At 67.4% G+C, this 21,664-nt stretch carries 19 protein-coding genes; 5 read left to right on the forward strand and 14 right to left on the reverse strand.

Going from position 1 to position 21,664, the window contains the following annotated elements:
• Positions 1-143 precede the first annotated feature (143 nt).
• Positions 144-2,084, forward strand: coding sequence for a phosphocholine-specific phospholipase C (locus tag NGK62_RS00855; protein WP_251877111.1), 1,941 nt, complete (start codon positions 144-146; stop codon positions 2,082-2,084).
• Between the two features lie 37 nt (positions 2,085-2,121).
• Here NGK62_RS00855 and phoU read toward each other — a convergent pair whose 3' ends face one another.
• The 5 genes from phoU to NGK62_RS00880 form a co-directional block, all read right to left on the reverse strand.
• Positions 2,122-2,841, reverse strand: a complete 720-nt coding sequence (gene phoU, locus NGK62_RS00860; RefSeq protein WP_054451167.1) for a phosphate signaling complex protein PhoU — start codon at positions 2,839-2,841, stop codon at positions 2,122-2,124.
• Positions 2,842-3,014: 173 nt separating this feature from the next.
• Positions 3,015-3,695, reverse strand: a complete 681-nt coding sequence (gene rpiA / locus NGK62_RS00865) for a ribose-5-phosphate isomerase RpiA (protein ID WP_059380427.1) — start codon at positions 3,693-3,695, stop codon at positions 3,015-3,017.
• A 37-nt stretch (positions 3,696-3,732) separates the two neighbouring features.
• Positions 3,733-5,394, reverse strand: coding sequence for an isovaleryl-CoA dehydrogenase (locus tag NGK62_RS00870; protein WP_251877113.1), 1,662 nt, complete (start codon positions 5,392-5,394; stop codon positions 3,733-3,735).
• A gap of 64 nt (positions 5,395-5,458) precedes the next feature.
• Positions 5,459-6,988, reverse strand: a complete 1,530-nt coding sequence (locus NGK62_RS00875; protein ID WP_118932243.1) for an amidase — start codon at positions 6,986-6,988, stop codon at positions 5,459-5,461.
• Between the two features lie 106 nt (positions 6,989-7,094).
• Entirely contained in the window at positions 7,095-8,474 is a 1,380-nt protein-coding gene (locus NGK62_RS00880; RefSeq protein ID WP_059380430.1) for a DNA recombination protein RmuC, read from the reverse strand.
• Between the two features lie 131 nt (positions 8,475-8,605).
• On the opposite strand from NGK62_RS00880, the gene NGK62_RS00885 reads away from it, so the two are divergent.
• Positions 8,606-9,304, forward strand: coding sequence for a PhoP regulatory network YrbL family protein (locus NGK62_RS00885; RefSeq protein ID WP_118932242.1), 699 nt, complete (start codon positions 8,606-8,608; stop codon positions 9,302-9,304).
• Positions 9,305-9,344: 40 nt separating this feature from the next.
• Here NGK62_RS00885 and NGK62_RS00890 read toward each other — a convergent pair whose 3' ends face one another.
• From NGK62_RS00890 to NGK62_RS00930, 9 genes are all read right to left on the reverse strand, one after another.
• On the reverse strand, positions 9,345-10,058 hold the full coding sequence (locus NGK62_RS00890; RefSeq protein WP_118932262.1) for a DNA-3-methyladenine glycosylase: 714 nt from the start codon (positions 10,056-10,058) through the stop codon (positions 9,345-9,347).
• Between the two features lie 13 nt (positions 10,059-10,071).
• Positions 10,072-10,428 (reverse strand): arsenate reductase, encoded by a 357-nt coding sequence (locus NGK62_RS00895; RefSeq protein WP_059380432.1) that lies wholly within the window; start codon positions 10,426-10,428, stop codon positions 10,072-10,074.
• On the reverse strand, positions 10,425-11,234 hold the full coding sequence (locus tag NGK62_RS00900) for an ABC transporter permease subunit (RefSeq protein ID WP_042792726.1): 810 nt from the start codon (positions 11,232-11,234) through the stop codon (positions 10,425-10,427). Before NGK62_RS00900 ends, NGK62_RS00895 begins: the two co-directional genes overlap by 4 nt.
• Entirely contained in the window at positions 11,231-12,151 is a 921-nt protein-coding gene (locus tag NGK62_RS00905; protein ID WP_059380433.1) for an ABC transporter permease subunit, read from the reverse strand. The genes NGK62_RS00900 and NGK62_RS00905 overlap by 4 nt, the downstream gene beginning before the upstream one ends.
• A complete protein-coding gene (locus tag NGK62_RS00910) occupies positions 12,148-13,275 on the reverse strand; it encodes an ABC transporter ATP-binding protein (protein ID WP_059380434.1) in 1,128 nt (375 codons plus the stop codon). Before NGK62_RS00910 ends, NGK62_RS00905 begins: the two co-directional genes overlap by 4 nt.
• Before the next feature lie 6 nt (positions 13,276-13,281).
• Entirely contained in the window at positions 13,282-14,385 is a 1,104-nt protein-coding gene (locus NGK62_RS00915; RefSeq protein WP_059380435.1) for a polyamine ABC transporter substrate-binding protein, read from the reverse strand.
• A 144-nt stretch (positions 14,386-14,529) separates the two neighbouring features.
• Positions 14,530-15,267, reverse strand: a complete 738-nt coding sequence (locus NGK62_RS00920; protein ID WP_251877115.1) for a 3-deoxy-D-manno-octulosonic acid kinase — start codon at positions 15,265-15,267, stop codon at positions 14,530-14,532.
• The gene (locus NGK62_RS00925; protein WP_059380436.1) at positions 15,257-15,679 is read right to left on the reverse strand and encodes a group II truncated hemoglobin; all 423 of its coding nucleotides are present in this window, start codon (positions 15,677-15,679) and stop codon (positions 15,257-15,259) included. The genes NGK62_RS00920 and NGK62_RS00925 overlap by 11 nt, the downstream gene beginning before the upstream one ends.
• Complete coding sequence (locus NGK62_RS00930; protein ID WP_118932240.1) at positions 15,679-18,210, reverse strand: ABC transporter permease; 2,532 nt, start codon at positions 18,208-18,210, stop codon at positions 15,679-15,681. The genes NGK62_RS00925 and NGK62_RS00930 overlap by 1 nt, the downstream gene beginning before the upstream one ends.
• A 103-nt stretch (positions 18,211-18,313) precedes the next feature.
• Between NGK62_RS00930 and NGK62_RS00935 the strand changes: the two genes are divergently transcribed.
• The 3 genes from NGK62_RS00935 (at position 18,314) to NGK62_RS00945 (ending at position 21,204) form a co-directional block, all read left to right on the forward strand.
• Complete coding sequence (locus NGK62_RS00935) at positions 18,314-19,288, forward strand: TRAP transporter substrate-binding protein (RefSeq protein ID WP_059380438.1); 975 nt, start codon at positions 18,314-18,316, stop codon at positions 19,286-19,288.
• A 103-nt stretch (positions 19,289-19,391) separates the two neighbouring features.
• Entirely contained in the window at positions 19,392-19,892 is a 501-nt protein-coding gene (locus tag NGK62_RS00940; protein WP_059380439.1) for a TRAP transporter small permease, read from the forward strand.
• Between the two features lie 34 nt (positions 19,893-19,926).
• A complete protein-coding gene (locus NGK62_RS00945) occupies positions 19,927-21,204 on the forward strand; it encodes a TRAP transporter large permease (protein ID WP_118932239.1) in 1,278 nt (425 codons plus the stop codon).
• The last annotated feature ends 460 nt before the right edge of the window (positions 21,205-21,664 follow it).

Below are 21,664 nucleotides of genomic sequence, written 5' to 3' on the forward strand. Positions count from 1 at the left end.
GGTCGCGCCCTTTCCGGCCGCCACCAGATGGCGGCCGACCCGATACAGCCCCTCGCCCGCGAGGGGCTGTTCATTTCCGGCGCCAGCGTCCGCCTTGGCGCCGGCCTTAAGATTCAAGTATTGCTGGCCGTATCATCGCTGTCATGAAAGAAGAATCGCGCCTGTCCCCCTCCTCGCCCATCGAACGCGCGCTCGGCATCGCGCCCGACCGCCGCACGGGTACGCTGCAGGACGTGCAGCACGTGGTGATCCTGATGCAGGAAAACCGGTCCTTCGACCATTATTTCGGCACCTTGCCGGGCGTGCGCGGGTTCGCCGATCCGCATCCCGCGCCCACGCTGGCGGGCGACGTGCTGACGCAGGCCGACGGCGCGGCCCGGGTCCGTCCCTATGCGCTGCAAGCGGAATACGCCAGCGATGCGCGGGTGGGCTACATCACGCCGCATACCTGGGACGACGCGCAGCGCGCCTGGAACGACGGCCGCATGGATCAATGGCTGCCCGCCAAGAGCCGGCTCGGCATGGGCGCGTATCGCGGCGCGGAGATACCGTTCCAGACCGCGCTGGCAAACGCTTTCACCCTGTGCGACGCGTATCACTGCTCGATCCACGCAGGCACCAATCCCAACCGCCTGTTCCTGTGGACCGGCACCAATGATCCGCAAGGCCAGGCCGGCGGCCCGGCCCTGGTCAACACCTACGATCGCCTGGGACCGGCCGGCGAAGGCTACGCCTGGACCACCTACCCCGAACGCCTGCAGCATGCCGGCGTGGACTGGCGCATCTACCAGGACATGGCGGACAACTACCACGACAATCCGCTGGCCGGCTTCCAGCAATACCGCCGGCAGCATGCCGACGCCGCCGGCGACGCGCCCTTGCGCGACCGCGGCCTGTCGACCCGCACGCTGGACGAGCTGGCGCGCGACGTCGCCCGCGGCACGCTGCCGCAGGTGTCGTGGATCATCGCGCCCACGGCCGACTCCGAGCATCCCGAGGTTTCCTCCCCCGTGCGGGGCGGCGCCTACACGGAACGCGTGCTGGAGATCCTGACGCGCAATCCGGAGGTATGGAGCCGCTGCGTGTTCTTCGTCACGTACGACGAGAACGACTGCTTTTTCGACCACATGCCGCCGCCCGCGCCGCCCGCCCGCGCGCCCGACGGCCAGTCGGGCGGCCTGTCCACGGTCGAGCTGGACGGCGAATACCACGATACTCGCCACGGCCCCAGCGCCGCCACGCCTGACGACCCTGCCGGCCTGCACGGCCGCGGGTTCGGCTTGGGGCCGCGCGTGCCGATGTTGGTGGTATCGCCCTGGAGCCGCGGCGGCTGGGTCAATTCCCAGGTGTTCGACCACACTTCGGTGATCCGTTTCCTGGAAGCGCGCTTCGGCGTGCTTGAACCCAACATCAGCGCATGGCGGCGCGAGATCGCCGGCGACCTGATTTCGGCCTTCGACTTCACTGCCACCCGCGGTGCGCACGCCGAAGGCCGGCGCCAGGCTTGCGCCCTGCCCTATGCGCTGGACGTGCAGGGGCGCATGGCCGCCGACGGTGGGCATTACCGGCTGACCCTGCGCAACCCCGGCTCCGCGGGCGCGGTGCTGCATGTCTACGACCGCCATGCGCTGGAACACGCGCCGCGCCGCTACACCGTGAGCGCGGGCGCGCGGCTGGACGACGGCTGGCGCCTGCACGCAGGCGGCGCCTATGACTTGTGGCTGTTGGGCCCCGACGGTCTGCACCGGCAGTTCCGCGGCGATGCGCGCGATGCCGGAACGCTGGAAGCGCAAGTGGCGGCGACGGCGACGGGCCTGAGCCTGCGCCTCGTCAATCGCGCGGAAATACCGCAGCCAGTGAAAGTGGAGTCGCGCATGGGCGACGGCTGGTGCGCCATGGCGCACGTGCAGGCGGACGGCTCGCTGGAGCTTGCCTATGGCGGTTGCCAGGGATGGTACGACCTGGAGATCAGCGCGCCCGCCATGCCGGCCTTCGGCCGCAGGCTGGCGGGCCGCATCGATGCCGGCAAAGCCGGCCTGCCGGACCCGCGGCTGGAAGCAGGGGCGTCGCTGCCCCTGGAATGAGGCCTGGCGACCGGGGGGGCCGCCGGGCATCCGGTAGTTACTCTTCCGTGTCTTCTTCTTCGCCGCGCGCCAGGCGCTCGGTGTTCTTCACGCCGGTGTGGCGCACGTCGGCGCCCTTGACCATATAGATCACGCGCTCGGACATGTTCTTGGCATGGTCGCCGATGCGCTCCAGCGCGCGGGCGATGAAGATCATGTCGATGGCGCGCGAAATGGTGCGCGGATCTTCGATCATGTAAGTGATCAGGTGGCGCAGCGCGCCCTTCCATTCCTTGTCCACTTCCTTGTCGCTGCGCACCACGGCGGCGGCCTGGATGGGGTCAAGGCGGGCGAACGCGTCCAGCGCCTGATGCAGCATGGTGCGCACATTGGCGGCCATGTGGCGCAGTTCGATCACCGGGATATGGCGCAGTTCGGCTTCGTGGATGCGACGCGCGACGGTGGCGACCTTCTCGGCCTCATCGCCCGAACGCTCCATGTCGGTCAGCATCTTGGACACGGCCATCAGCATGCGCAGGTCGATGGCGGTAGGCTGGTGGCGCGCCAGGATGCGGCTGATGCTCTCGTCGATTTCGACTTCGTGGCGGTTGACTTCCTTCTCCCGCTCACGGACTTTCTCGACCAGCGAAATGTCGCCGCTGGCGAGCGCGTCGATGGCCTCCTGGATCATGGCTTCCACCAGGCCGCCCATTTGCAGGAACTGCGAACGGACACTTTCCAGGTCCGCATCGAACTGCTTGTTTGTATGCTCCGACATCCGGGCTCCCTGCGTGTTTGGTCTCATTGCACTGCCCTGAAAAAAGGATATTACGAGTTGGGCCTGCACAACCCGCAAGGTTATGACCCAAGTGTGACAGGATTATGAACACGGACCCCGGCCGCCACAAGGCGGGCCGGCCGGGGCGACGCCGGGAAGCGTCGGCAGCGGACTCAGGCGCGGCGGTCCAGGCGGCGGATGCCGTTTTGCGTGGCCAGCAGGGCCACGTCGGCGCCCGCGATCGCGAACAGGCCGCAGGTCACCACGCCCGCCAGATTGTTGACCCGGGCTTCCAGGCCCGGCGCGTCGGTGATGGACAGGCCGGACACGTCCAGGATGACGTTGCCGTTATCGGTGACGAATCCCTCGCGCAGCTTGGGCTGGCCGCCCAGCGCCGCCAGGGCGCGCGCCACGGATGCGCGCGCCATCGGGATGACTTCGACAGGCAGCGGGAACTTGCCCATGGTCTGCACCAGCTTGGACTCGTCGGCGATGCAGATGAAGCGCTCGGCCACCGAAGCCACGATCTTCTCGCGCGTCAGCGCGCCGCCGCCGCCCTTGATCATGTGCAAGTTGGCGTCGATCTCGTCGGCACCGTCCACGTAGATCGGCATGCTGGTGATGTCGTTCAGGTCCAGCACCTTCAGCCCGTGTCCGGCAAGCCGGGCGGCGCTGCGCTCGGAACTGGCCACCGTGCCGCCGATCCGGCCCTTGAAACGGGCCAGGCCGTCGATGAAAAGATCAGCCGTGGAGCCCGTGCCTACGCCGATGATGGCGTCGGGTCCTGCGACCTGTTCAACGAATTCCAGGGCCGCGTCTGCGGCTTGCTGCTTGAGTTCTTGCTGGGAAAGCATGGCGAAAAATGCGGGAAGGTTTGTCGAGCCAGGAAATTTAGCACGCGGCGGCGGGCCACGCCCGCGCCAGGATGGCCTGCGCATCCGCGCCCGCGGCCAGTTCGCCGAACACGCCGCCACCCGCGATCAGGCGGCTGGCGACGAAAGCCTGCGCCACCGGCGCGGGCGCATGCTGGATCAGCAAGGCAGCCTGCCACAGCCGCGCCAGGCCGGCGGCGATGCGGCGCGCCTGGAACTCGGCCTGGGCGCCGTCGGCCAGCAGGGTCCGCCAGCGCGCCAGCGCGTCGTCGAAATCCTGGTACTGGCCCGCCGCCTGCGCGAACTCGCGCTCCAGCGCGGGCAGCGCCCCGGCCTCGCGCTGCAAGGCGCGCAACACGTCCAGCGCCATGACGTTGCCGGATCCCTCCCAGATGGAGTTGACCGGCGTTTCGCGGTAAAGCCGGGGCATGGGGCCGTCGTCCACGTAGCCGTTGCCGCCCCAGACCTCCATGCATTCGGCCACCGCGGCGATGGCGCGCTTGCAGACCCAAAGCTTGGCGGCGGGCGTGCCCACGCGGACCAGGGCGCGCGCCTCGGCGTCGGCGCGCTCGTCCACGGCGCGCGCCAGCCGCAGCCCCAGCATCATGGCCGCCTCGCTTTCAAGCGCCAGGTCGGCCAGCACGTTGCGCATCAGCGGCTGCCCGATCAGGGGCTTGCCGAAGGCGTGGCGATGGCACGCATGATGCGCCGACTGCACCAGCGCCTGCCGCAGCAGCGCCGCGCTGCCCAGCACGCAATCCAGCCGGGTGGTGGCGGCCATCTCCAGCAACACGGCCAGGCCGCGGCCCGGTTCGCCCACCATGACGCCCCAGGCATCCTCGAATTCGACCTCGGCGCTGGCGTTGCTGCGATTGCCGAGCTTGTCCTTCAGCCGGCGCACGCGCACGGCATTGCGCGGCCCGTCCGGTATCCAGCGCGGCACGAAAAAGCAGCTGAGCCCTTCGTCGGTCTGCGCCAGCACCAGATGCGCGTCGGCCTGCGGCACCGAGAAAAACCATTTATGGCCGACCAGCAAATAGGCGCGGCCGCGTCCGGGCGCGCCCAGCGGCGTGGCGCGCGTGGTGACGGCGCGCAGGTCAGAACCGCCTTGTTTTTCGGTCAGGCCCATGCCTATCAGGGCCGAGCGCTTGGCGGCCAGCGGCGCGTCGGCGCCGTCGAACTCGCGGGAATACAAGGCGTTCAGCCACTGCCCGCCAAAGTCCACGACGCCCGCAGGCTCGCGCTGCAACAGCGGCACGGCGGCAAAAGTCATGGTGGTGGGACACAAGCTGCCCGCCTCGACCTGCCCCTGCATGACATAGGCCGCGGCCCGCGCCACCTGCGCGCCCGGCTCGGGTTGGGCCCAGGCGCGGCTGTGCAGGCCGCGCGCCATGATGCCGCCCATCAGCAGATTCCAGGACGGATGGAACTCGACGCGGTCGATGCGATGGCCGCCGCGGTCGTAGCTGACCAGGCGCGGCGTGCAGCGGTTGGCCTGCGCGCCGGCTTCCAGCGTCTGCGCGCGGCCCAGCCAGGCGCCGTGCGCCGCCAGTTCCGGCTCCCAGGCTTGCGCGCCTTCGCGCCGCACCGCCTCGCGCAAGGCCGGATCGGTCTCGTACAAGGAGTAGTCCTCCAGGGGCGGCACCTGGTTGGATACGGTATGCGTCGCGAACGATGACATGGCTGCTCCCTGGATCGGTCCACTGATGCGCCGCCCGCCCGCGGCGCGGTCTGCCCCTTCCGCCCTATCTGGCCATTGGCGCCACCAGGGCCCAGGGCCGCAGCGCTTCGACCTGCGCTGCCAGTTCCAGCAACAGCGCCTCGCTGCCCAGCGGCCCCATCAACTGGATGCCGATGGGCAGGCCATCGGACGACATGCCGAAGGGGATGGAGATGGCGGGCATGCCCGTCAGATTGGCCAAAGGCGCGAAAGGCGAATAGCCGATGACGCCCTTCTTGCCCAAACGGTAGGCCAGGTAGTCGGCGTTGTCCATGGCGTAGCGGCCAATGGCCGCCGGCGGCTGCGCCAGCACAGGGCTGAGGAACAGGTCGTAGCCTTGCGTGCCGTCGCGCTCCAGGAAGCGGCCGACCCGGCGCGTGATCTCGTGGCAGGTATCGACGCAGGCCACGTACTGCGCGCCGGAGATGGCGCGGGCGTACTCGCGCGCGCCCAGCGTGGTCGGCTGCAGTTCGTCGGCGGCCAGGCGGCGGCCGCGCGCGGCCACGAAGGCATCGATGGCGTTGGCCGCCGCGCTCGCGATCAGCGGCAGCATGGGCGACAGCACCTCCTCGGATCCCACCGGCGGCGCGGCAGGCGCCAATTCATGGCCCAGCGAGGCGAAGAGGCGCGCGGCCTCGTCCACGACGGCCGCCACTTCAGGATGGATGGCCTCGCCCTCGTAGGTGGTGTTGACGAAGGCGATGCGGCGCCGCGCAGCCGATTGCGGATCGGCGGCCACGCGCGCCACCACGGCGCGATAGGAATCCTTCGGCAGCGCCGGCGCGGCATATGGCGCGCCCACGTCGGCGCCGGCGCTGATGTCCAGCGACGCGGCGCAGTCGCGCACCGACAGGGTCATCATGTGTTCGGTGGCCAGGCCGCCCCAGCCTTCGCCCTTCAGCGGACCCAGCGGCATCAGGCCGCGCGAAGGTTTCAGGCCCAGCACGCCGCAGCAGGACGAGGGAATGCGGATGGACCCGCCGCCGTCGCTGCCATGGGCGATGCGCACCATGCCGCTGGCCAGCGCGGCGCCCGCGCCGCCGCTGGACCCGCCCGCGCTATGGCCCGCCTTCCAGGGATTCTGCGTGGCCGGTCCGTAGACCGGCGATTCGGTGGTGGGGCTCAGGCCCAGTTCCGCGCTGGTCGTGCGGCCGAACGGAATCAGGCCGGCACGACGGTAGCGCTTGACGATCTCGGCGTCGACGTTCCATTCCACCTGGCCATACAGCACCGACCCCATGGCGCTGGGCAGGCCCAACGCCGCGGTGCCCAGATCCTTGAGCAAGGTGGGCACGCCCAGGAACGGCCGCTTCTGCAATTGCGCCAAGCGCTGTTCCTGCGACAGGCCGCCCAGCTCCTCGTCCAGCGACTGCGCCAGGCGCAGGCCGATTTCCGCCTGCATGCCGCAGGCCGCGTTGATCGAGGGATTGCGGGCCGCCACCCGATCCACCGCCTGCTGCATCGCAGCAAGCGCAGTGGTGGCCCCTTGTGCGATATCGGCGCCCAGCGCCGTCGCGTCCAGGGTGGAGGAATCATGGCGTTCAGCGGTGCTCATGCTTGCAATGCTCCAGGTATCTGACGGCGGATTGCCGCTAGCGCCAGGATATCGGCAGTCGCAGCGGGCAACAAGCTCACGCCCCTGCGATGCCGCCGCGGCCGGATCAGTTCTGGCCCGCAGCCTGGTCTTCGTCGTCATCCCCGGGGCCGCCCTCGTCCGCCGCGCCCAGCAGCAGCCGGGCGTCGGCTTCGGGGAGCGCCTCGACGGCCTTCAGGTTCTTGAGCATGGCGCGGGTGCGCACTTCCGTCTGCCCGATCTTGTTGCTGGCAGTGTCCAGCGTCTTCTTGACGCTGGCCAGGGATTCGCCGAACTTGCCGAACTCCGTCTTGACCGCGCGCAGCACCTGCCAGACCTCGGACGAGCGCTGTTCGATCGCCAGCGTGCGGAACCCCATCTGCAGGCTGTTCAGCAGCGCCGCCAGGTTGCTGGGACCGGCCACGTTGACGCGCAGGTCATGCAGCTTGTCCAGCAGGCCCGGGCGGCGCAGTACCTCGGCGTACAGGCTTTCGGTGGGCAGGAACATGATGGCGAAGTCGGTGGTGTGCGGCGGCGCGACGTACTTGCCCGCGATCAGGCGCGCCTGCAGCTCGACGGCCCGGCCCAGCGCGGCGCCGGCGTTCTTCACGCCTTCGATGTCGGCGGCTTCCTGCGCGTCCATGAGGCGCTCGTACTCTTCCTTGGGGAACTTGGCGTCGATCGGCAGCCAGACGGGTTCGCCGCCATCGCCGCGCCCCGGCAGGCGGATGGCGAACTCCACCACCGCATCGCTGCCCGGCACGGGCTTGATGTTGCTGGCGTACTGGTCCGGCGTCATGTTGTCCTCGATCAGCCTGGCCAGCTGCACCTCGCCCCAGGTGCCGCGCGACTTCACGTTGGTCAGCACCCGCTTCAGGTCGCCCACGCCCGCCGCCAGCGCCTGCATTTCCCCCAGGCCCTTGTGCACGGCCTCCAGGCGGTCCGACACCAGCTTGAAGGACTCGCCCAGGCGCTGCTCCAGCGTGGCGTGGAGTTTTTCATCCACGGTGCGGCGCATTTCGTCGAGCTTGGCGCTGTTGTCGGTTTGCAACGATTGCAGCCGCTGATCCACCGTGGCGCGCACTTCCATCAGGCGCCGCTCGTTGATCTGGATGAGGCCTTGCAGTTGCTCGGAGAAGCCCGCTGCAAAGCGCGTCAGGGATTCCGCCGACTCGGCGCGCGCGGCCTGGGCATCGCGCGACAAGCCGGCGCGCAGGTCGCCATGCGACTGCGACAGCTCCACCCGCAGGGCGCGCGTGGAGTCCGCGAATTCGCTGCGCAGGCCGCGCTGGCCTTCAGCGATGTCGGAGCGCAGCGCGCGCTCGGTGCGTTCCAGGCTTTCCAGCAGCGCATCGAGCCGGGCGTCCTGCGCGGGCGGGCGCAGCCAGGCCAGCAACGCCGCCAGAAAGGCCAGAACGGCGCCGCCTGCGGCGATCCAAAGCAGATGTATGTCGTTCAAAAGATGCATCTCCAAAGCCGGGATTGTAGGATGCGGCCCCCGTCGTTCAGGGTGAATCCCGCTAGGATCGACCACTGCCGGGCAAGTAAAACGGAAACAAGGGATTAAACTTTGGGGCATTCAAACAGGTTTGCTCCCCCTTGACCCCCCCAGATCCCACCCCCTGTCTCGCCGCGGCTTCATTCCAGTCCGTCTTCGGCCCGCTGGACCTGAACGCCGCCACGCCGCTCGCCTCGGGACACGACAGGCACATATTCCAGCACCCCAACATGCCGTCCTTGCTCGTCAAGGTCATGGATATGCGCGCCCGCGCGGTGTACCTGGAATCGCGCCCGTTCAAGCGCTGGTACAAGCAGTACCAGCGTGAAAGCGCGTACCGCGTCTACCTGACCGAAATTTCCGAGTACGTCACCACCACCACCCGCCCCTCCGGCGTCTGGCAGGTGCCAATGGCGCGCATACTCGGCGTGGCCCAAACCACGCTGGGCTTGGGGCTGGTCGTCGAGAAAATCTGCGATACCAACGGCAATATTGCTCCCACCGTGACGGATCTGGCCAAGCAGGGCAAGCTGGACGACGCCCTCAGCGCGCAGCTGGACGAATTCTTCCAGGACTTGGCCGATGCCCACGTGGTCCTGCACGACATCTCCGCCAGCAACATCGCCTGTGGCCTGAATGCCGACGGCAAACAAGGCCTGTACCTGATCGACGGCTTCGGCGGGCTGCCCCTGATTCCGATCTATGCCTGGAGCAAGCGCCTGAACAGCCGGCGCATCCACCGCAAGTACACGCGCATGCGCGCGGCCCTGGCCGAACGCATCGCCACTGGCGGGTTCTGAGGCGCCTTACGCAAGCGCGGCCGGGGCGCGGGCTGGTCGGCTACGCCTGCGGCGCCTGCGGCAACACCACGCCCTGGCGGTCTACCCATACATAGTCGTGGCCGGCGCGCTGTCCGCGGCGCAAGGGATTGCGCGTGCAGAAGGCCGCATAAGCAGGATCCACAAAACGGTAGTGCAAGTGTTCGTCCCGCCCTAGCGGAATGCCCAGGCGCGTGGTGCAGATCAGGGCCTCGGGCGACTCGCCCACATCCTCCACGTACAGCGCCTGCGGGTCGAAACCGCGTGCATCCCAGTCCGGCACCTTCAGGCCCAACGCCCGGCACAGCAGCGTCTGGCCGGCGCACAGGCCCGAGACCGGCCGCGGCCGCCCCTGTGCATCCGGGTTCAACTGCAGCATGCGGGCCAGCGCCTGCGGACCGGACAGCGCGTCCGTCCAGGGATAGGCGGATTTGATCAGCACGGCGTTGCCCGGCCCGCCGGCGCTGAAGTTCAGCGAATCCCCGCCGCGGGCGTAATACATGTAGACCGTGCCGCCGTCCATGAACAGGGCGCGCCGCTTGTGGGTGTAGCCCAGCGACGCATGGCTGCCCTTCTCTTCCAGGTAATAGGCTTCGGTCTCGATGATGCGGGCCGACAGCCACAGGTCACCCACGCGGTGGCGGATCACCTTGCCCGGCAACTCGCGCGCCAGCTGCGCGGCGTCGCGGTCGAAGAAGGCGTCGGGCAAGGCCCGGCCGGGCGCGCCCGGCGCCAGGCCGGCCTGGACCTCAGGCGAAACGTTCGCCGTAGCGCTTTTCGCTGAAGCCAACGCTCACCTCGCCATCGGGCGTGACCGTAACCGGGCGGCGCACCAGCGCCGGATACTCGGCGATCAGCTGGCTCCACTGCGCATCGGTGTGCGCCGTCTTGCGCTCTTCGGGCAGGTTGCGCCAGGTCATGGACGTGCGGTTGACCAGCTTTTCCCAGCCGCCGACCTGGTCAGCCCAGGACTTCAGCGTGGCGGCCGGCACCGGATTGTCGCGGTAGTCCACGAACGCATGGGCAACGCCATGCGCGGTCAGCCAGTCGCGCGCCTTGACGCAGGTGCTGCACTTCGTCAGGCCGTACAGGGTGGTTTGCTTCATTTGGGTTCGGACTCCTTGCGCCATTGCATGCGGTTGGCCAGGATCACGCAAGTGCCGACCGCCAGGATGAAGAGCGTCGCCAGCGCGTTGATTTCGGGTTTCAAGCCCAGGCGCACGCGCGAGAAAACTTCCATGGGCAGCGTGCTGGAGCTGGGGCCGGACAGGAACGAAGCCAGCACCACGTCGTCCAGCGACAGGGTGAAGGACAGCAGCCAGGCCGAGGCCAGCGCCGGCGCGATCAGCGGCAGCGTGATCTTGAAGAACACGGTCATGGGCGTGGCGCCCAGGTCCAGCGCGGCCTCTTCCAGCGAGCGGTCCAGGTCGCGGATGCGGGTCTGGATGACGACCGCGACGAAGGCCATGCACAGGGTCACGTGGCCGACCCAGATCGTGAAGATGCCGTTTTCGGCGGGCCAGCCCAGGCTGCCGCGCAGTTCCACGAACATCAGCAGGAGCGAGATGCCCAGCACCACTTCGGGGATGACCAGCGGCGCGCTCAGCATGCCCACATACAGGGCGAAGCCGCGGAAGCGTCCCATGCGGCCCAGCACATAGCCGGCCCAGGTGCCGATGATGACGGCGGCGGTGGCTGTCATGGCGGCGATGCGGAACGACAGCCAGGCCGCGCGCAGCAGCGCGTCGTCGTTGAACAGCGAGTGATACCAGCGGAACGAGAAGCCGGTCCACGACGTGACGGTGGGCGACTCGTTGAACGAGAACACCATCAGGCTGATGATGGGCACGTACAGGAAGAAGTACCCCAGCCCCAGCACGACGGCGCGCAAAGTCTTGTTGGGCCCGTTCATTTGCGGCCTCCGCTCGCCTGTTCCTGCTGCTTGACCTGGTTGTATTGGAAATACACCAGGGGCACCAGCAGCAACAGCACCATCACGCAGGTCACGGCCGAGGCCATGGGCCAGTCGGCGTTGTTGAAGAATTCATTCCACATCACGCGGCCCATCATGAGCGTGTTGGCGCCGCCCAGCATTTCGGGGATCACGTACTCGCCCACCGCCGGGATGAACACCAGCATGGCGCCCGCGATCACGCCCTGGCGCGACAGCGGCACGGTGATCTGCCAGAACGCCTGCCAGGGCTTGGCGCCCAGGTCGTAGGCGGCTTCGAGCAGGCGCAGGTCCATCTTCACCAGCGTGGCATACAGCGGCAGGATGAAGAACGGCAGGTAGGCGTAAACCATGCCGATGTAGACGGCGACGTCGGTGCGGTAGATTTCCAGCGGACTGGAAATGATGCCCAGGCTCTGCAGCAGGTTGTTGAGCAGCCCGTCGTTGCGCAGGATGCCGACCCAGGCGTATACGCGCAGCAGCAGCGAAGTCCAGAACGGCAGGATCACGCCCAGGAGCAGCAGGTTGCGCACCGCCGGCGACGAACGCGCGATGTAATAGGCGATGGGATAGCCGATCAGTACGCAGAAGAGCGTGGTGATGGCGGCAATCTTCACCGAATTCAGATACGTGGCGAAGTACAGGCTGTCCGTGAACAGCAGGATGTAGCCGCGCAGATGCAGGCTGAACTGCACCGCCTCGTCCTTGAATTCCGCCAGCGACGTATACGGCGGAATGCCGAACTTCAGCTCGGCGAAACTGATCTTCAGGACCAGCAGGAACGGCACCAGCAGGAACAGCACCAGCCAGGCGAACGGCGGCACCACCGCCAGCGCCCGGCCCGATGGCAACCAGTCGCGGGGCGAAAAGCGGATCATGACGCCAGCACCGTGGCGCTGTCGGCGTCCCAGCTGACGAAGATCTCTTCGTCGATGCCGGGCGCGTCCATCGCGGCCAGCAGCTGGCTGGGCACGCTGGCCTCGACCGTCTTGCCGGAATCCAGGCGGATCTGATAGAGCGCGTAGCTGCCCATCCAGGCCATGTGGCTGACCATGCCGTGGGCCCAGTTGTACTCGGCTTCGGGCTGCTCGCGCGACACCACCAACCGTTCAGGGCGGATGGAGACGTGCACTTCCATGCCGAGCGGTTCGCTCACGCCGTGGTTGACGAAGAGCGGGCGGGTCAGCTCGCCGCACTCGATGGCGACATGGTCCGGTTCATCGACCACGATGGTGCCGGTGAACATGTTGGTCGAACCGATGAAGCTGGCGACGAAGCGGGAATTCGGGAAGGCGTAGACGTCCTGCGGCGTGCCGCATTGGACGATCTGGCCTTCGGTCATGACGGCCAGGCGATGGGCCATGGTCATGGCTTCTTCCTGGTCGTGCGTGACCATGATGCAGGTCACGCCGACCTGCTCCAGGATCTTCACGAGTTCGATCTGGGTCTTCTGGCGGATCTGCTTGTCCAACGCGGACATGGGCTCGTCCAGCAGCAGCAGCTTGGGCCGCTTGACCAGGCTGCGCGCCAGCGCCACGCGCTGCTGCTGGCCGCCCGACAGCTGGTTGGGCTTGCGGCGCGAATAACCGGCCATCTGGACCAGGTCCAGGGCTTCGAACACGCGGTCGTGGATCTCGGCCCGATCCACGCCTTCCTGCTTCAGGCCGAAGGCCACGTTGGCCTCGACCGTCATGTGCGGGAACAGCGCATAGGACTGGAACATCATGTTCACGGGCCGGCGGTACGGCGGCACGTGCGTGATGTCCTCGCCATCCAGGAAGATCTGGCCCGAGGTGGCTTCCTCGAAGCCCGCCAGCATGCGCAGCAAGGTGGACTTGCCGCTGCCCGAACTGCCGAGCAGGGCGAAGATCTCGTTGCGCTTGACCGAGAGATTGACGGAACGGACGGCGACCACATCGCCGAAGATCTTTACGACATCGGAGATCCGGACGAACTCGTCCGGATCGGCCGAATGCTGCGCCGAGTAACGGCTATCGCTCATGATGACTTATCTTCCAGACTTCAGCTCGGACCACATCCGGTTTTGCAGGCGTTGGATGTTCAAGGGCAGCGCCTTGATCACATACAGGGTCTTGGAGACGTCCGCCGGCGGGTAGATCATGGGGTTGTCGGCCACGTCCTTGACCACGTACTGCCGCGCCTCTTTGTTGGCGTTGGGGTAGAACATGGTGTTGGTGATGGCCGCGTGCACTTTGGGCGTTTCGATGTAGTTGATGAAGGCCAGCGCCTCTTCGGGATGCGGCGCATCCTTGGGGATGACCATCAGGTCGAACCACGCGGGCGCGCCGCCCTTCGGAATGAAGTAGTTCACTTCATAGGACTTCTTGGCGTCCTGGGCGCGCTTGCGGGCGATCATCACGTCGCCGGAAAAGCCGTAGACCATGCACAGGTCGCCCACGGCCAGCTCGTCGATATAGCCCGACGAGCTGAACTGGCGGATGTACGGGCGGATCTTCATCAGCACGTCCAGCGCGGCCTTGTAGTCGTCCGCGTTGGTGCTGTTGGGGTCCTTGCCCAGGTACTTGAGCACGGCGGGGAACACCTGCGCGGCTTCGTCCAGCATGGAGATGCCGCACTCTTTCAGCTTGGCGGCGTTCTCGGGCTTGAAGATCATGTCCCAGTTGGCCAGGTCCACGCCGTCGCCCATGATCTGCTTGACCTTGGTGACGTTGTAGCCCAGGCCGTTGGTGCCGTAGCCCCAGGGAATGGCGTATTCGTTGCCGGGATCGACGGTGGCGACCAGCGCCATGATTTCGGGATCCAGGTACTTCCAGTTCGGGATCTTGGACTTGTCCAGCTTCTGGAACAGGCCGGCTTCGATCTGGCGCGAGGCGTAATGCGTGGACGGGACAACGACGTCGTAACCCGACTTGCCGGCCAACAGCTTGGCCTGCAGGGTGTCGTTGCTGTCGTAGACGTCATAGCGGACCTTGATGCCGGTTTCCTTTTCAAAACCGGGAATCGTGTCCGGAGCCGTGTATTCAGCCCAGTTGTAGACGTTGACGACCTTGTTCTGCGCCACCGCCGCCGACGAGGCCGCCATGACCAGCATCGTTCCAAGCGCCAAGCGCATACCCGCCCGTAGTTTCATCACCAGCCCCCTTGCGTTATGCCGTATGTGACAGGAGTACCAAAAGGCGAAATGATAAAGCTTTTTAGCGATCACCTGCCCAACTTTGCCGGGTAATTGGCGCGATTTGGGCCCGATGGCGGCAATTGGCCGCCGCCGCCCGGATCAGGGCTGGATTCCCACGCCCCAGGCCGTCCAGTAGCTGTCGCGCAGGCGCAGCCAGAAGCGCTCGCCCTCTTCCCCAGCCACCTTGCGCAGCGAACGGCGCAGGCGTTCCAGGTTGGCCTCGCGCTGGCGGTCCGACAGGGAACCTTGCGTGCCGCGATCGAAATCGATCAGCCAGACGCGGCCGTCGCCCCCCACCAGGATGTTGAAGGCATTGAGGTCGGCATGCCAGACGCCGGCCCGGTGCATGCGCACGATGGCCTCGGCCGCCGCCTGCCAGACCGGCTCGGCCAGCATGTGGGCCAGCGGCCGCACGCCGGGGATGCGCTCGACCACGATGGCGGCGCGGTAGATCGGGCCTTGCCGCCAGTAGGCGGCGGCAAGCGGCGCGGGCACCGCCAGGCCTTGGGCGCGCATGGCGGCCAGCAGGCGGTATTCGCGGAAGCTGCGGGTGCGGGCCTCGCCATTCCAGAGATAGGCGTCGCGGCTGATACGCGCGATCATTCCGCCGCGGCGGTAGCGGCGCAGCACGCCCTGCCAGCCCGCCCCCTGCACGAACCACGCCGCCTGGCGTCCGCCGGCATCCACCGGCCGCGCCCGGTCGCCGTAGTGCGCCGGGTTGAACAGGTCCGGGCCGGCCTCGGCCAGCCGCGAGGGATCGCTCAGCATGGCGCCGCCCAGGGGGCCGGACCAGGCCAGGCGCCGTTCGCCGGATCGGGAATCGCCGTCAGCCTTCACGGTTGCGCATCCAGTCGGCCACGCCGTAGAAGGACTGCAGCAGGCGTTCGACCAGGGCCGGTTCGATCCCCTGGTCTTCCATGGCCCGGCCGATGCAGATGACCCACTGGTCGCGCTCGACCTCGCCGATCGAGAACGGCAGGTGCCTGGCGCGCAGCCGCGGATGGCCGAAACGTTCTATATAGTGGTCCGGACCGCCGAAGTAGCCGCAAAGAAACCAGAACAGCTTGTCGCGCGCCTGGTCCAGGCTGGGGCCATGGGCGGCCCGCAGCTCCTTCAGGTCGGGCTCCATGTCCATGAGGTCATAAAAGCGGTCCACCAGGGCGCGCACGCCCGGCTCGCCGCCAAGTAGGTCAAAAATGCTGCTGGAGTTTTCCACGGGTTCGGTAATCGTATGGACGCGCGTCGGCATCAGGTTTCTCGTAGGGTGACCAGGGGCGGGGTGCGCAACACGCCGCGCAGGGCCAGGGCGCCGCCGGCCCATGCGCCCAGCATGCCCGCGGCGATGCCCGCCAGCCAGGGCCAGAGGCTGAGAGTAATCGTGAAATCAAATACCTGCGTTGACAAAGCCCAAGCGATCGCGGTGGCGCCCGCCGCCGCCAGCAGGCCCGCCAGGCCGCCCACGGCCCACAGCTCGATGCGCTGGGAGCGCGCAAGCTGGCTGCGGGTTGCGCCCAGCGCACGCAGCACCGCGGCTTCGCGCATGCGCTCGTCGCGTGTGGCCGTCAGCGCCGCGGACAGCACCAGCACGCCGGCGGCCAGGGTGAACAGGAACAGCAGCTGCACGGCCTTGCCCACCTCGTTCAGCACGGACTGCAGCTGCTGCAGGATGGCGCCCACGTCGAACACCGTCAGGTTCGGGAACTCACGCACCAGCGCGGGCAGGACCGAGGCCTTTTCGGGCGGCAGATAGAACGAAGTGATCCAGCTCTGGGGCATGTCGGCCAACGCGGCGGGCGTCAGGATGGCGAAAAAATTGACGCGCATCGTATCCCAATCGACCCGGCGGGTGCTGGTGACGGCCACTTCGACCTGCTGGCCCGCCACGTCGAAGGTCATCTTGTCGCCCAGCGCCAGGCCCAGCGTCTTGGCCAGGCCCGACTCCAGCGACACCTCGGCCGCGCCGGGTTCCAGCCAGCGGCCCTGCTCGATGCGGTTGGAGGACGGCAATTCATCGCCATAGGACAGGTTGAACTCGCGGTCCACCAGTCGCTTGGCGCGGGGCTCCTCGTAGTCGTCCGGCCCCACGGGCTTGCCGTTGATGGCAATCAGCCGCCCGCGCACCATCGGCGCCAGCGTGACGCGGCCCAGGCCTTCTCGGGTAAGCGCGTCGGTCACGGCCTGGCGCTGGTCCGGCTGCACGTTGATGAGGAAACGGTTGGGCGCATCCGGCGGCAGGGTCCGCTGCCAGCCCTGGATCAGATCGGTGCGCGTCATGGTCAGCAACAGCAGCGCCATCAGGCCCACCGCCAGGGCGCACACCTGGGTGATGGTGGCGGCGCGCCGGCGCACCACGCCAGCCAGCGCGAAACGCAGCGCCGGCAGGCCGGCAGCCAGCCGGCGCACCCGCGCCAGGCCCAGGATGCAGAGCCAGGCCACCAGCGCGAATACGGCGAAGGCTCCTAAAAAGCCGCCCGCCACCACGCCGCCCAGCTTGGCGTCGCCGGCAAACCACCAGATCAGCAGCGCGAAGCCCGCGGCCCCCAGCACATAGCCCAGGGCGCTGCGCGCGCTGAGCGCGTCGGCGTCGCGGCGCAGCACCCGGGCCGGCGGCACATGGCGCAGCTGGGCCAGCGCCGGCAGGGCAAAACCCAGCAACAGCAAGAGGCCGGTCAGCAGCCCCTGCAAGGCCGGGATGGCCGAAGGCGCGGGCAGGCTGGTATCGATCAGCGAACCCAGCAGCATCACCAGCACCTGGTGCACCGCATAACCCAGCAGGCAGCCCGCGGCCGACGAGAACAGGCCGACCAGGGTGAACTCCAGCGTCAGCATGCGCGACACTTGCGACTGCACCGCCCCCAGGCAGCGCATGACGGCGATGCCGTCACGGTGGCGCGTCATGTAGCGGCCGGCGGCCAGGGCCACGGCCACGGCCGATATCAGCACCGCCAGCAGCGCGACCAGGGACAGGAAGCGCTGCGCCCGGTCCAGCGTGCGGCGCACTTCGGGCCGGCCGGACTCCAGGGTGGCAACCTTCTGGCCGCGCTTCAGGTTCTGCTTGAGCCACGTCGCGTAGCCGGCCACGGCGTCGGGCTGGCCCGCAACGAGCATGGCGTAGCCGATGCGGCTGCCCGGCGCGATCAGGCCGGTGGCGGGCAGATCGCTGGCGCGCAGCAGCACCCGCGGCGCCACGTTGACGAATTGCATGCCGCGGTCCGGCTCATAGGTGATGACGCGGTCCACCCGCAGGTGGGCGTCGCCCACGTTGAGCGTGCCGCCCACCTTCAGGTTCAGCAGGGACAGCAATTGGGCGTCCACCCAGACCGCCCCTTCAGGCGGAATGTCGCGCGTCGGGGCGTCGGGTTCGAACGGCGCGCCCGCCACGCGCAGGGCGCCGCGCAGCGGATAGCCCGGCTCCACCGCTTTCAGCGCGGCCAGCTGGGCGCCGTCGCCGGCCCCGACCATGGACGGGAACTGCCAGGTGCTGGACACGGCCAGCCCGCGTTCGCGGGCCTGGTCCATGAAGGCGGCAGGCACCGGCTCGTCGGCGTCCAGCACCAGGTCGGCGCCCAGCATCTGCCCGGCGTCGCGCTCCAGCGCCCGGCCGACCCGGTCCGCCAGGAAGCCGACGCTGGTCACCGCGGCCACCGCCACGACCAGCGCCAGCACCAGCAGCCGCAGTTCCCCGGCGCGGGCGTCGCGCATCATCATCCTGGCGCCCTGGCGCAAGGTGGACCAAAAACCTGGGCGCCTGGCCCGTGACGTATCAGGGAAATCCATCATTCCACAATGTTAACCAACGGCCTAGATCGGGGCCGAATCCCGATATCATCCCGGGGCGGGAGGCGAAGCCACCCATAAAGATACTCAAAACCTGGAGAAGACGATGCGTAAATCCTGGCTTGCCGCCACGATTCTGGCCGCCTGCACGGCCGCAACCGCCCTGCCCGCCGTGGCGCAGAACACTCTGAAGATGGCCTACGCGCTGTCCACGTCCTCGCACTACGGCGCTGGCGCCGACGCGCTGGCCAAGTCCATCGAAGCGTCCACCGGCGGGAAATACAAAGTACAGCAATTCGCCAACAGCGCGCTGGGCGGCGAACGCGAAGTGATCGAAGGCCTGCAGATCGGCACCATCGACCTGGCCATCGTGTCCACCGGCGCCACGCTGAACTTCGTGCCTGAAACGGGTGTCTTCGACATCCCCTTCCTGCTGCGCGACTTGCCGCACGCCCGCAACGTGCTCGACAGCAAGATCGGACAAGATATGCTGGCAAAGTTCCCCAGCCGCGGCATCATCGCCCTGGCCTGGGGCGAACAGGGCTTTCGCCACCTGACCAACAACGTCCGCCCGGTCAAGACTCCGGCCGACGCCAAGGGCCTGAAGATCCGCACCACGGAAAACCCGATCCACATCACCGCCTTCCGCCAGATCGGCATTCTGCCGACCCCCATGGCCTGGCCTGAAGTCGCCACCGCCCTGCAGCAAGGCACCATCGACGGCCAGGAAAACCCGCTGTCGGTGATCACCTCCGCCAAGCTGTCGCAGATGCAGAAGTACCTGTCCTTGACCGGCCACGTCTATGGCCCGGCCCTGGTGCTGATGTCGGCCAACGTGTACGAGGGCCTGTCGGCCGCGGACAAGGCCAACTTCGACAAGGCCGGCAAGGAATCCGCCCAGGCCATGCGCGCCTACGTGGACAACATCGAGAAGACGGGTGTCGAACAGCTGAAGAAGGAAGGCATGCAGGTGTCCGAAGTGGACCGCGCCGCCTTCGCCGCCGCCGTCGAGCCCGCCTACCCCGAGTACTACAAGAAGTTCGACAAGAAGCTGATCGACGCGATCCGCGACACCAAGTAAGCGGGCCCCCGCCCCGATCCGGGGCGAAGCGCCCATGGCGGCGGGATCCCGGTCCCGCCGCTTTCGTTCCCATCCTTTGCGTACAACGCCAACGGGATTCATCATGCGTTTGCTCTGCGCCTTCGACCGCGGCCTGTTCAAACTGGTCTCGGTCCTTGCCCAATTGCTGCTGGTGGCCGCCGCAGCCGCCGCCTTCTACCAAGTCATCGCGCGCTTCGTGCTGCACTCCCCCGCCGACTGGAGCGAGGTGCTGACCCGCGCCCTCCTGATCTGGACCGTGCTGCTGGGCGTGGCCCTGGCCTTCCGTCACGGCGCCATGATCAGCGTGGAACTGCTGCGCAACCTGCTGGGCGGCACGCGCCGCCGCGTGCTCGAAGCGGTGATCGGCCTGATCTGCGCCGGATTCCTCGGCTTTCTGGCCTGGATCGGCGGCAACATGACCTACCGCGTGCGCTTCCAGACCGTGCCGAGCCTGGACATTTCGATTTCCTGGATCTACCTGGCCATCCCCGTGGGCGCCACCCTCGCCGCCATCGCCGTGCTGGCCCGCTGGTGCGCCGGCGAGGAAGACGAGGTGCCGGTGCGCAACGACGCGCAAGGCTGAGCCCCCCCATCGAACATACGCAGCAGATATCGCCATGTCCCAATTAATGATTGTCTCGATGCTGATTTTCTTCGGGCTGTCCGTGCCGGTCGCCGTGTCGATCGGCCTGGCCAGCCTGGCGGGAGTCGGCGCTGCCGGCCTGCCCTGGGTGGTGGTGGCGCAGCAACTCTTCGCCGCGCTGGACAAGTACCCGCTGGTCGCCATTCCCTTCTTCATCCTGGCCGGCAACCTGATGGAAGCGGGCGGCATCTCCGAACGCATGGTGGAGTTCGCCAAGAGCGTGGTGGGCGGCATCCAGGGCGGCCTGGCCTGCACCTGCGTGTTGACCTGCATGATCTTCGCCGCCGTGGCCGGCTCCAGCGTGGCCACCACCTTCGCGGTGGGCGCGATCCTGATTCCCGCCATGATCCGGCACGGTTACCCGGCGCCCTTCGCCGCCTCATTGCAGGCCAGCGCGGCGGAACTGGGCGTGATCATCCCGCCGTCCATCCCGATGATCCTGTTCGCGGTGTCCACCGACACCTCGACCGGCGAACTGTTCATCGCCGGCGTCATGCCTGGCATCCTGATCGGCGTGGCGCTGATGTTCTACGTCTGGTTCTACGCCAAGCGCAACAACCTGGGCAAGCGCGACGGCGAAGGCCGCCTGCCGCTGTGGCCCGCGTTCAAGAACGCCTGGCTGGCGCTGATGATGCCGGTCATCATCCTGGGCGGCATTTACGGCGGCATCTTCACGCCGACCGAAGCGTCGGTGGTGGCCGTAATGTACGCCGTGGTGGTGGGCAAGTTCATCTACCGCCGCCTAAGCTTCAAGCAGCTGTCCGCCACGCTGCACAAGTCGGTGGTGTCGACGGCGGTGATCATGTTCGTGATCGCCAACGCCGGCATCTTCAGCTTCCTGCTCAACCGCGCGGGCATTCCGGACGCGCTGGGCGTGTGGCTGGCGCAGATCTTCGACACCAAGTTCACCTTCCTGATGGGCGTGAACGCGGCGCTGTTCATAATCGGCATGTTCATCGAAACCTCGGCCTCCATCGTGGTGCTGGCGCCCTTGCTGCTGCCGGTGGCGCTGAAGTTCGGCGTGGAGCCGGTGCACTTCGGGATCATCATGGTGGTGAACCTGGCGCTCGGGATGATTACGCCGCCATTCGGGGTGAATCTCTTCGCGGCTTGCGCGGTGGCGAAGTTGCCGTTGGAGAGGTTGATCAAGCCGTTGATTCCGTTTGTGGGGGTGGTGATTGTTTGCCTGATGATCATTACTTATTGGCCGGGGTTGTCGCTGGGATTGCGGGATCTGGTCTACGCGAAGTAAGTCTGTTTGCAGGTTCTGTTGTAGTGGCGGGCGTCAGGGCTTCTTCGTAGGCCGCTCGCCGGCGCGGACGCCTGAGGGGCGAGCGCCCACGATTGCGGTCCGGAGCGTTCGCTCCGGACTGCCCCTGCCTCATCCTCGTCCTCGCCTTCGGCGACTCCTTCGGATTCCGTCGGGCGCATCGAGGTTGCTTGCCCCTCAGGCGCCCGCACCGGCGAGCTACCGGATTCTTGGCCTGTTGCGCTGCTAGAGCTGTGGTTGGTGGCGAGTCTTGCGTCACCCGCTGCTTGCGGCCGCGCGGGCGGCCGCAAGCAGCATACGTGTTGGTGGGCGTCGTGGCTGTCTGCGCTTGCGCGAATGCGGAGAGCTGTTTGCTAATGTCACCAGCATCTGGTGGGTGGGCGGTGATGGGTGGCGCGCGGCAAGCAGCCGTTTACGCATCAAGATCCGTTCGCGCGCGCCA

Source organism: Achromobacter sp. Marseille-Q4954 (assembly GCF_943737025.1).
Classification (GTDB): Bacteria; Pseudomonadota; Gammaproteobacteria; order Burkholderiales; family Burkholderiaceae_B; genus Achromobacter; species Achromobacter bronchisepticus_A.

What these genes read in the sequence shown, in the direction of transcription:
- NGK62_RS00855 (WP_251877111.1), top strand. Translation starts at nt 144, where the DNA reads ATGAAAGAAGAATCGCGCCTGTCCCCCTCCTCGCCCATCGAACGCGCG.
- phoU (WP_054451167.1), bottom strand. Translation starts at nt 2,841, where the DNA reads ATGTCGGAGCATACAAACAAGCAGTTCGATGCGGACCTGGAAAGTGTC.
- rpiA (WP_059380427.1), bottom strand. Translation starts at nt 3,695, where the DNA reads ATGCTTTCCCAGCAAGAACTCAAGCAGCAAGCCGCAGACGCGGCCCTG.
- NGK62_RS00870 (WP_251877113.1), bottom strand. Translation starts at nt 5,394, where the DNA reads ATGTCATCGTTCGCGACGCATACCGTATCCAACCAGGTGCCGCCCCTG.
- NGK62_RS00875 (WP_118932243.1), bottom strand. Translation starts at nt 6,988, where the DNA reads ATGAGCACCGCTGAACGCCATGATTCCTCCACCCTGGACGCGACGGCG.
- NGK62_RS00880 (WP_059380430.1), bottom strand. Translation starts at nt 8,474, where the DNA reads ATGCATCTTTTGAACGACATACATCTGCTTTGGATCGCCGCAGGCGGC.
- NGK62_RS00895 (WP_059380432.1), bottom strand. Translation starts at nt 10,428, where the DNA reads ATGAAGCAAACCACCCTGTACGGCCTGACGAAGTGCAGCACCTGCGTC.
- NGK62_RS00900 (WP_042792726.1), bottom strand. Translation starts at nt 11,234, where the DNA reads ATGAACGGGCCCAACAAGACTTTGCGCGCCGTCGTGCTGGGGCTGGGG.
- NGK62_RS00905 (WP_059380433.1), bottom strand. Translation starts at nt 12,151, where the DNA reads ATGATCCGCTTTTCGCCCCGCGACTGGTTGCCATCGGGCCGGGCGCTG.
- NGK62_RS00910 (WP_059380434.1), bottom strand. Translation starts at nt 13,275, where the DNA reads ATGAGCGATAGCCGTTACTCGGCGCAGCATTCGGCCGATCCGGACGAG.
- NGK62_RS00915 (WP_059380435.1), bottom strand. Translation starts at nt 14,385, where the DNA reads ATGAAACTACGGGCGGGTATGCGCTTGGCGCTTGGAACGATGCTGGTC.
- NGK62_RS00925 (WP_059380436.1), bottom strand. Translation starts at nt 15,679, where the DNA reads ATGCCGACGCGCGTCCATACGATTACCGAACCCGTGGAAAACTCCAGC.
- NGK62_RS00930 (WP_118932240.1), bottom strand. Translation starts at nt 18,210, where the DNA reads ATGATGGATTTCCCTGATACGTCACGGGCCAGGCGCCCAGGTTTTTGG.
- NGK62_RS00935 (WP_059380438.1), top strand. Translation starts at nt 18,314, where the DNA reads ATGCGTAAATCCTGGCTTGCCGCCACGATTCTGGCCGCCTGCACGGCC.
- NGK62_RS00940 (WP_059380439.1), top strand. Translation starts at nt 19,392, where the DNA reads ATGCGTTTGCTCTGCGCCTTCGACCGCGGCCTGTTCAAACTGGTCTCG.
- NGK62_RS00945 (WP_118932239.1), top strand. Translation starts at nt 19,927, where the DNA reads ATGTCCCAATTAATGATTGTCTCGATGCTGATTTTCTTCGGGCTGTCC.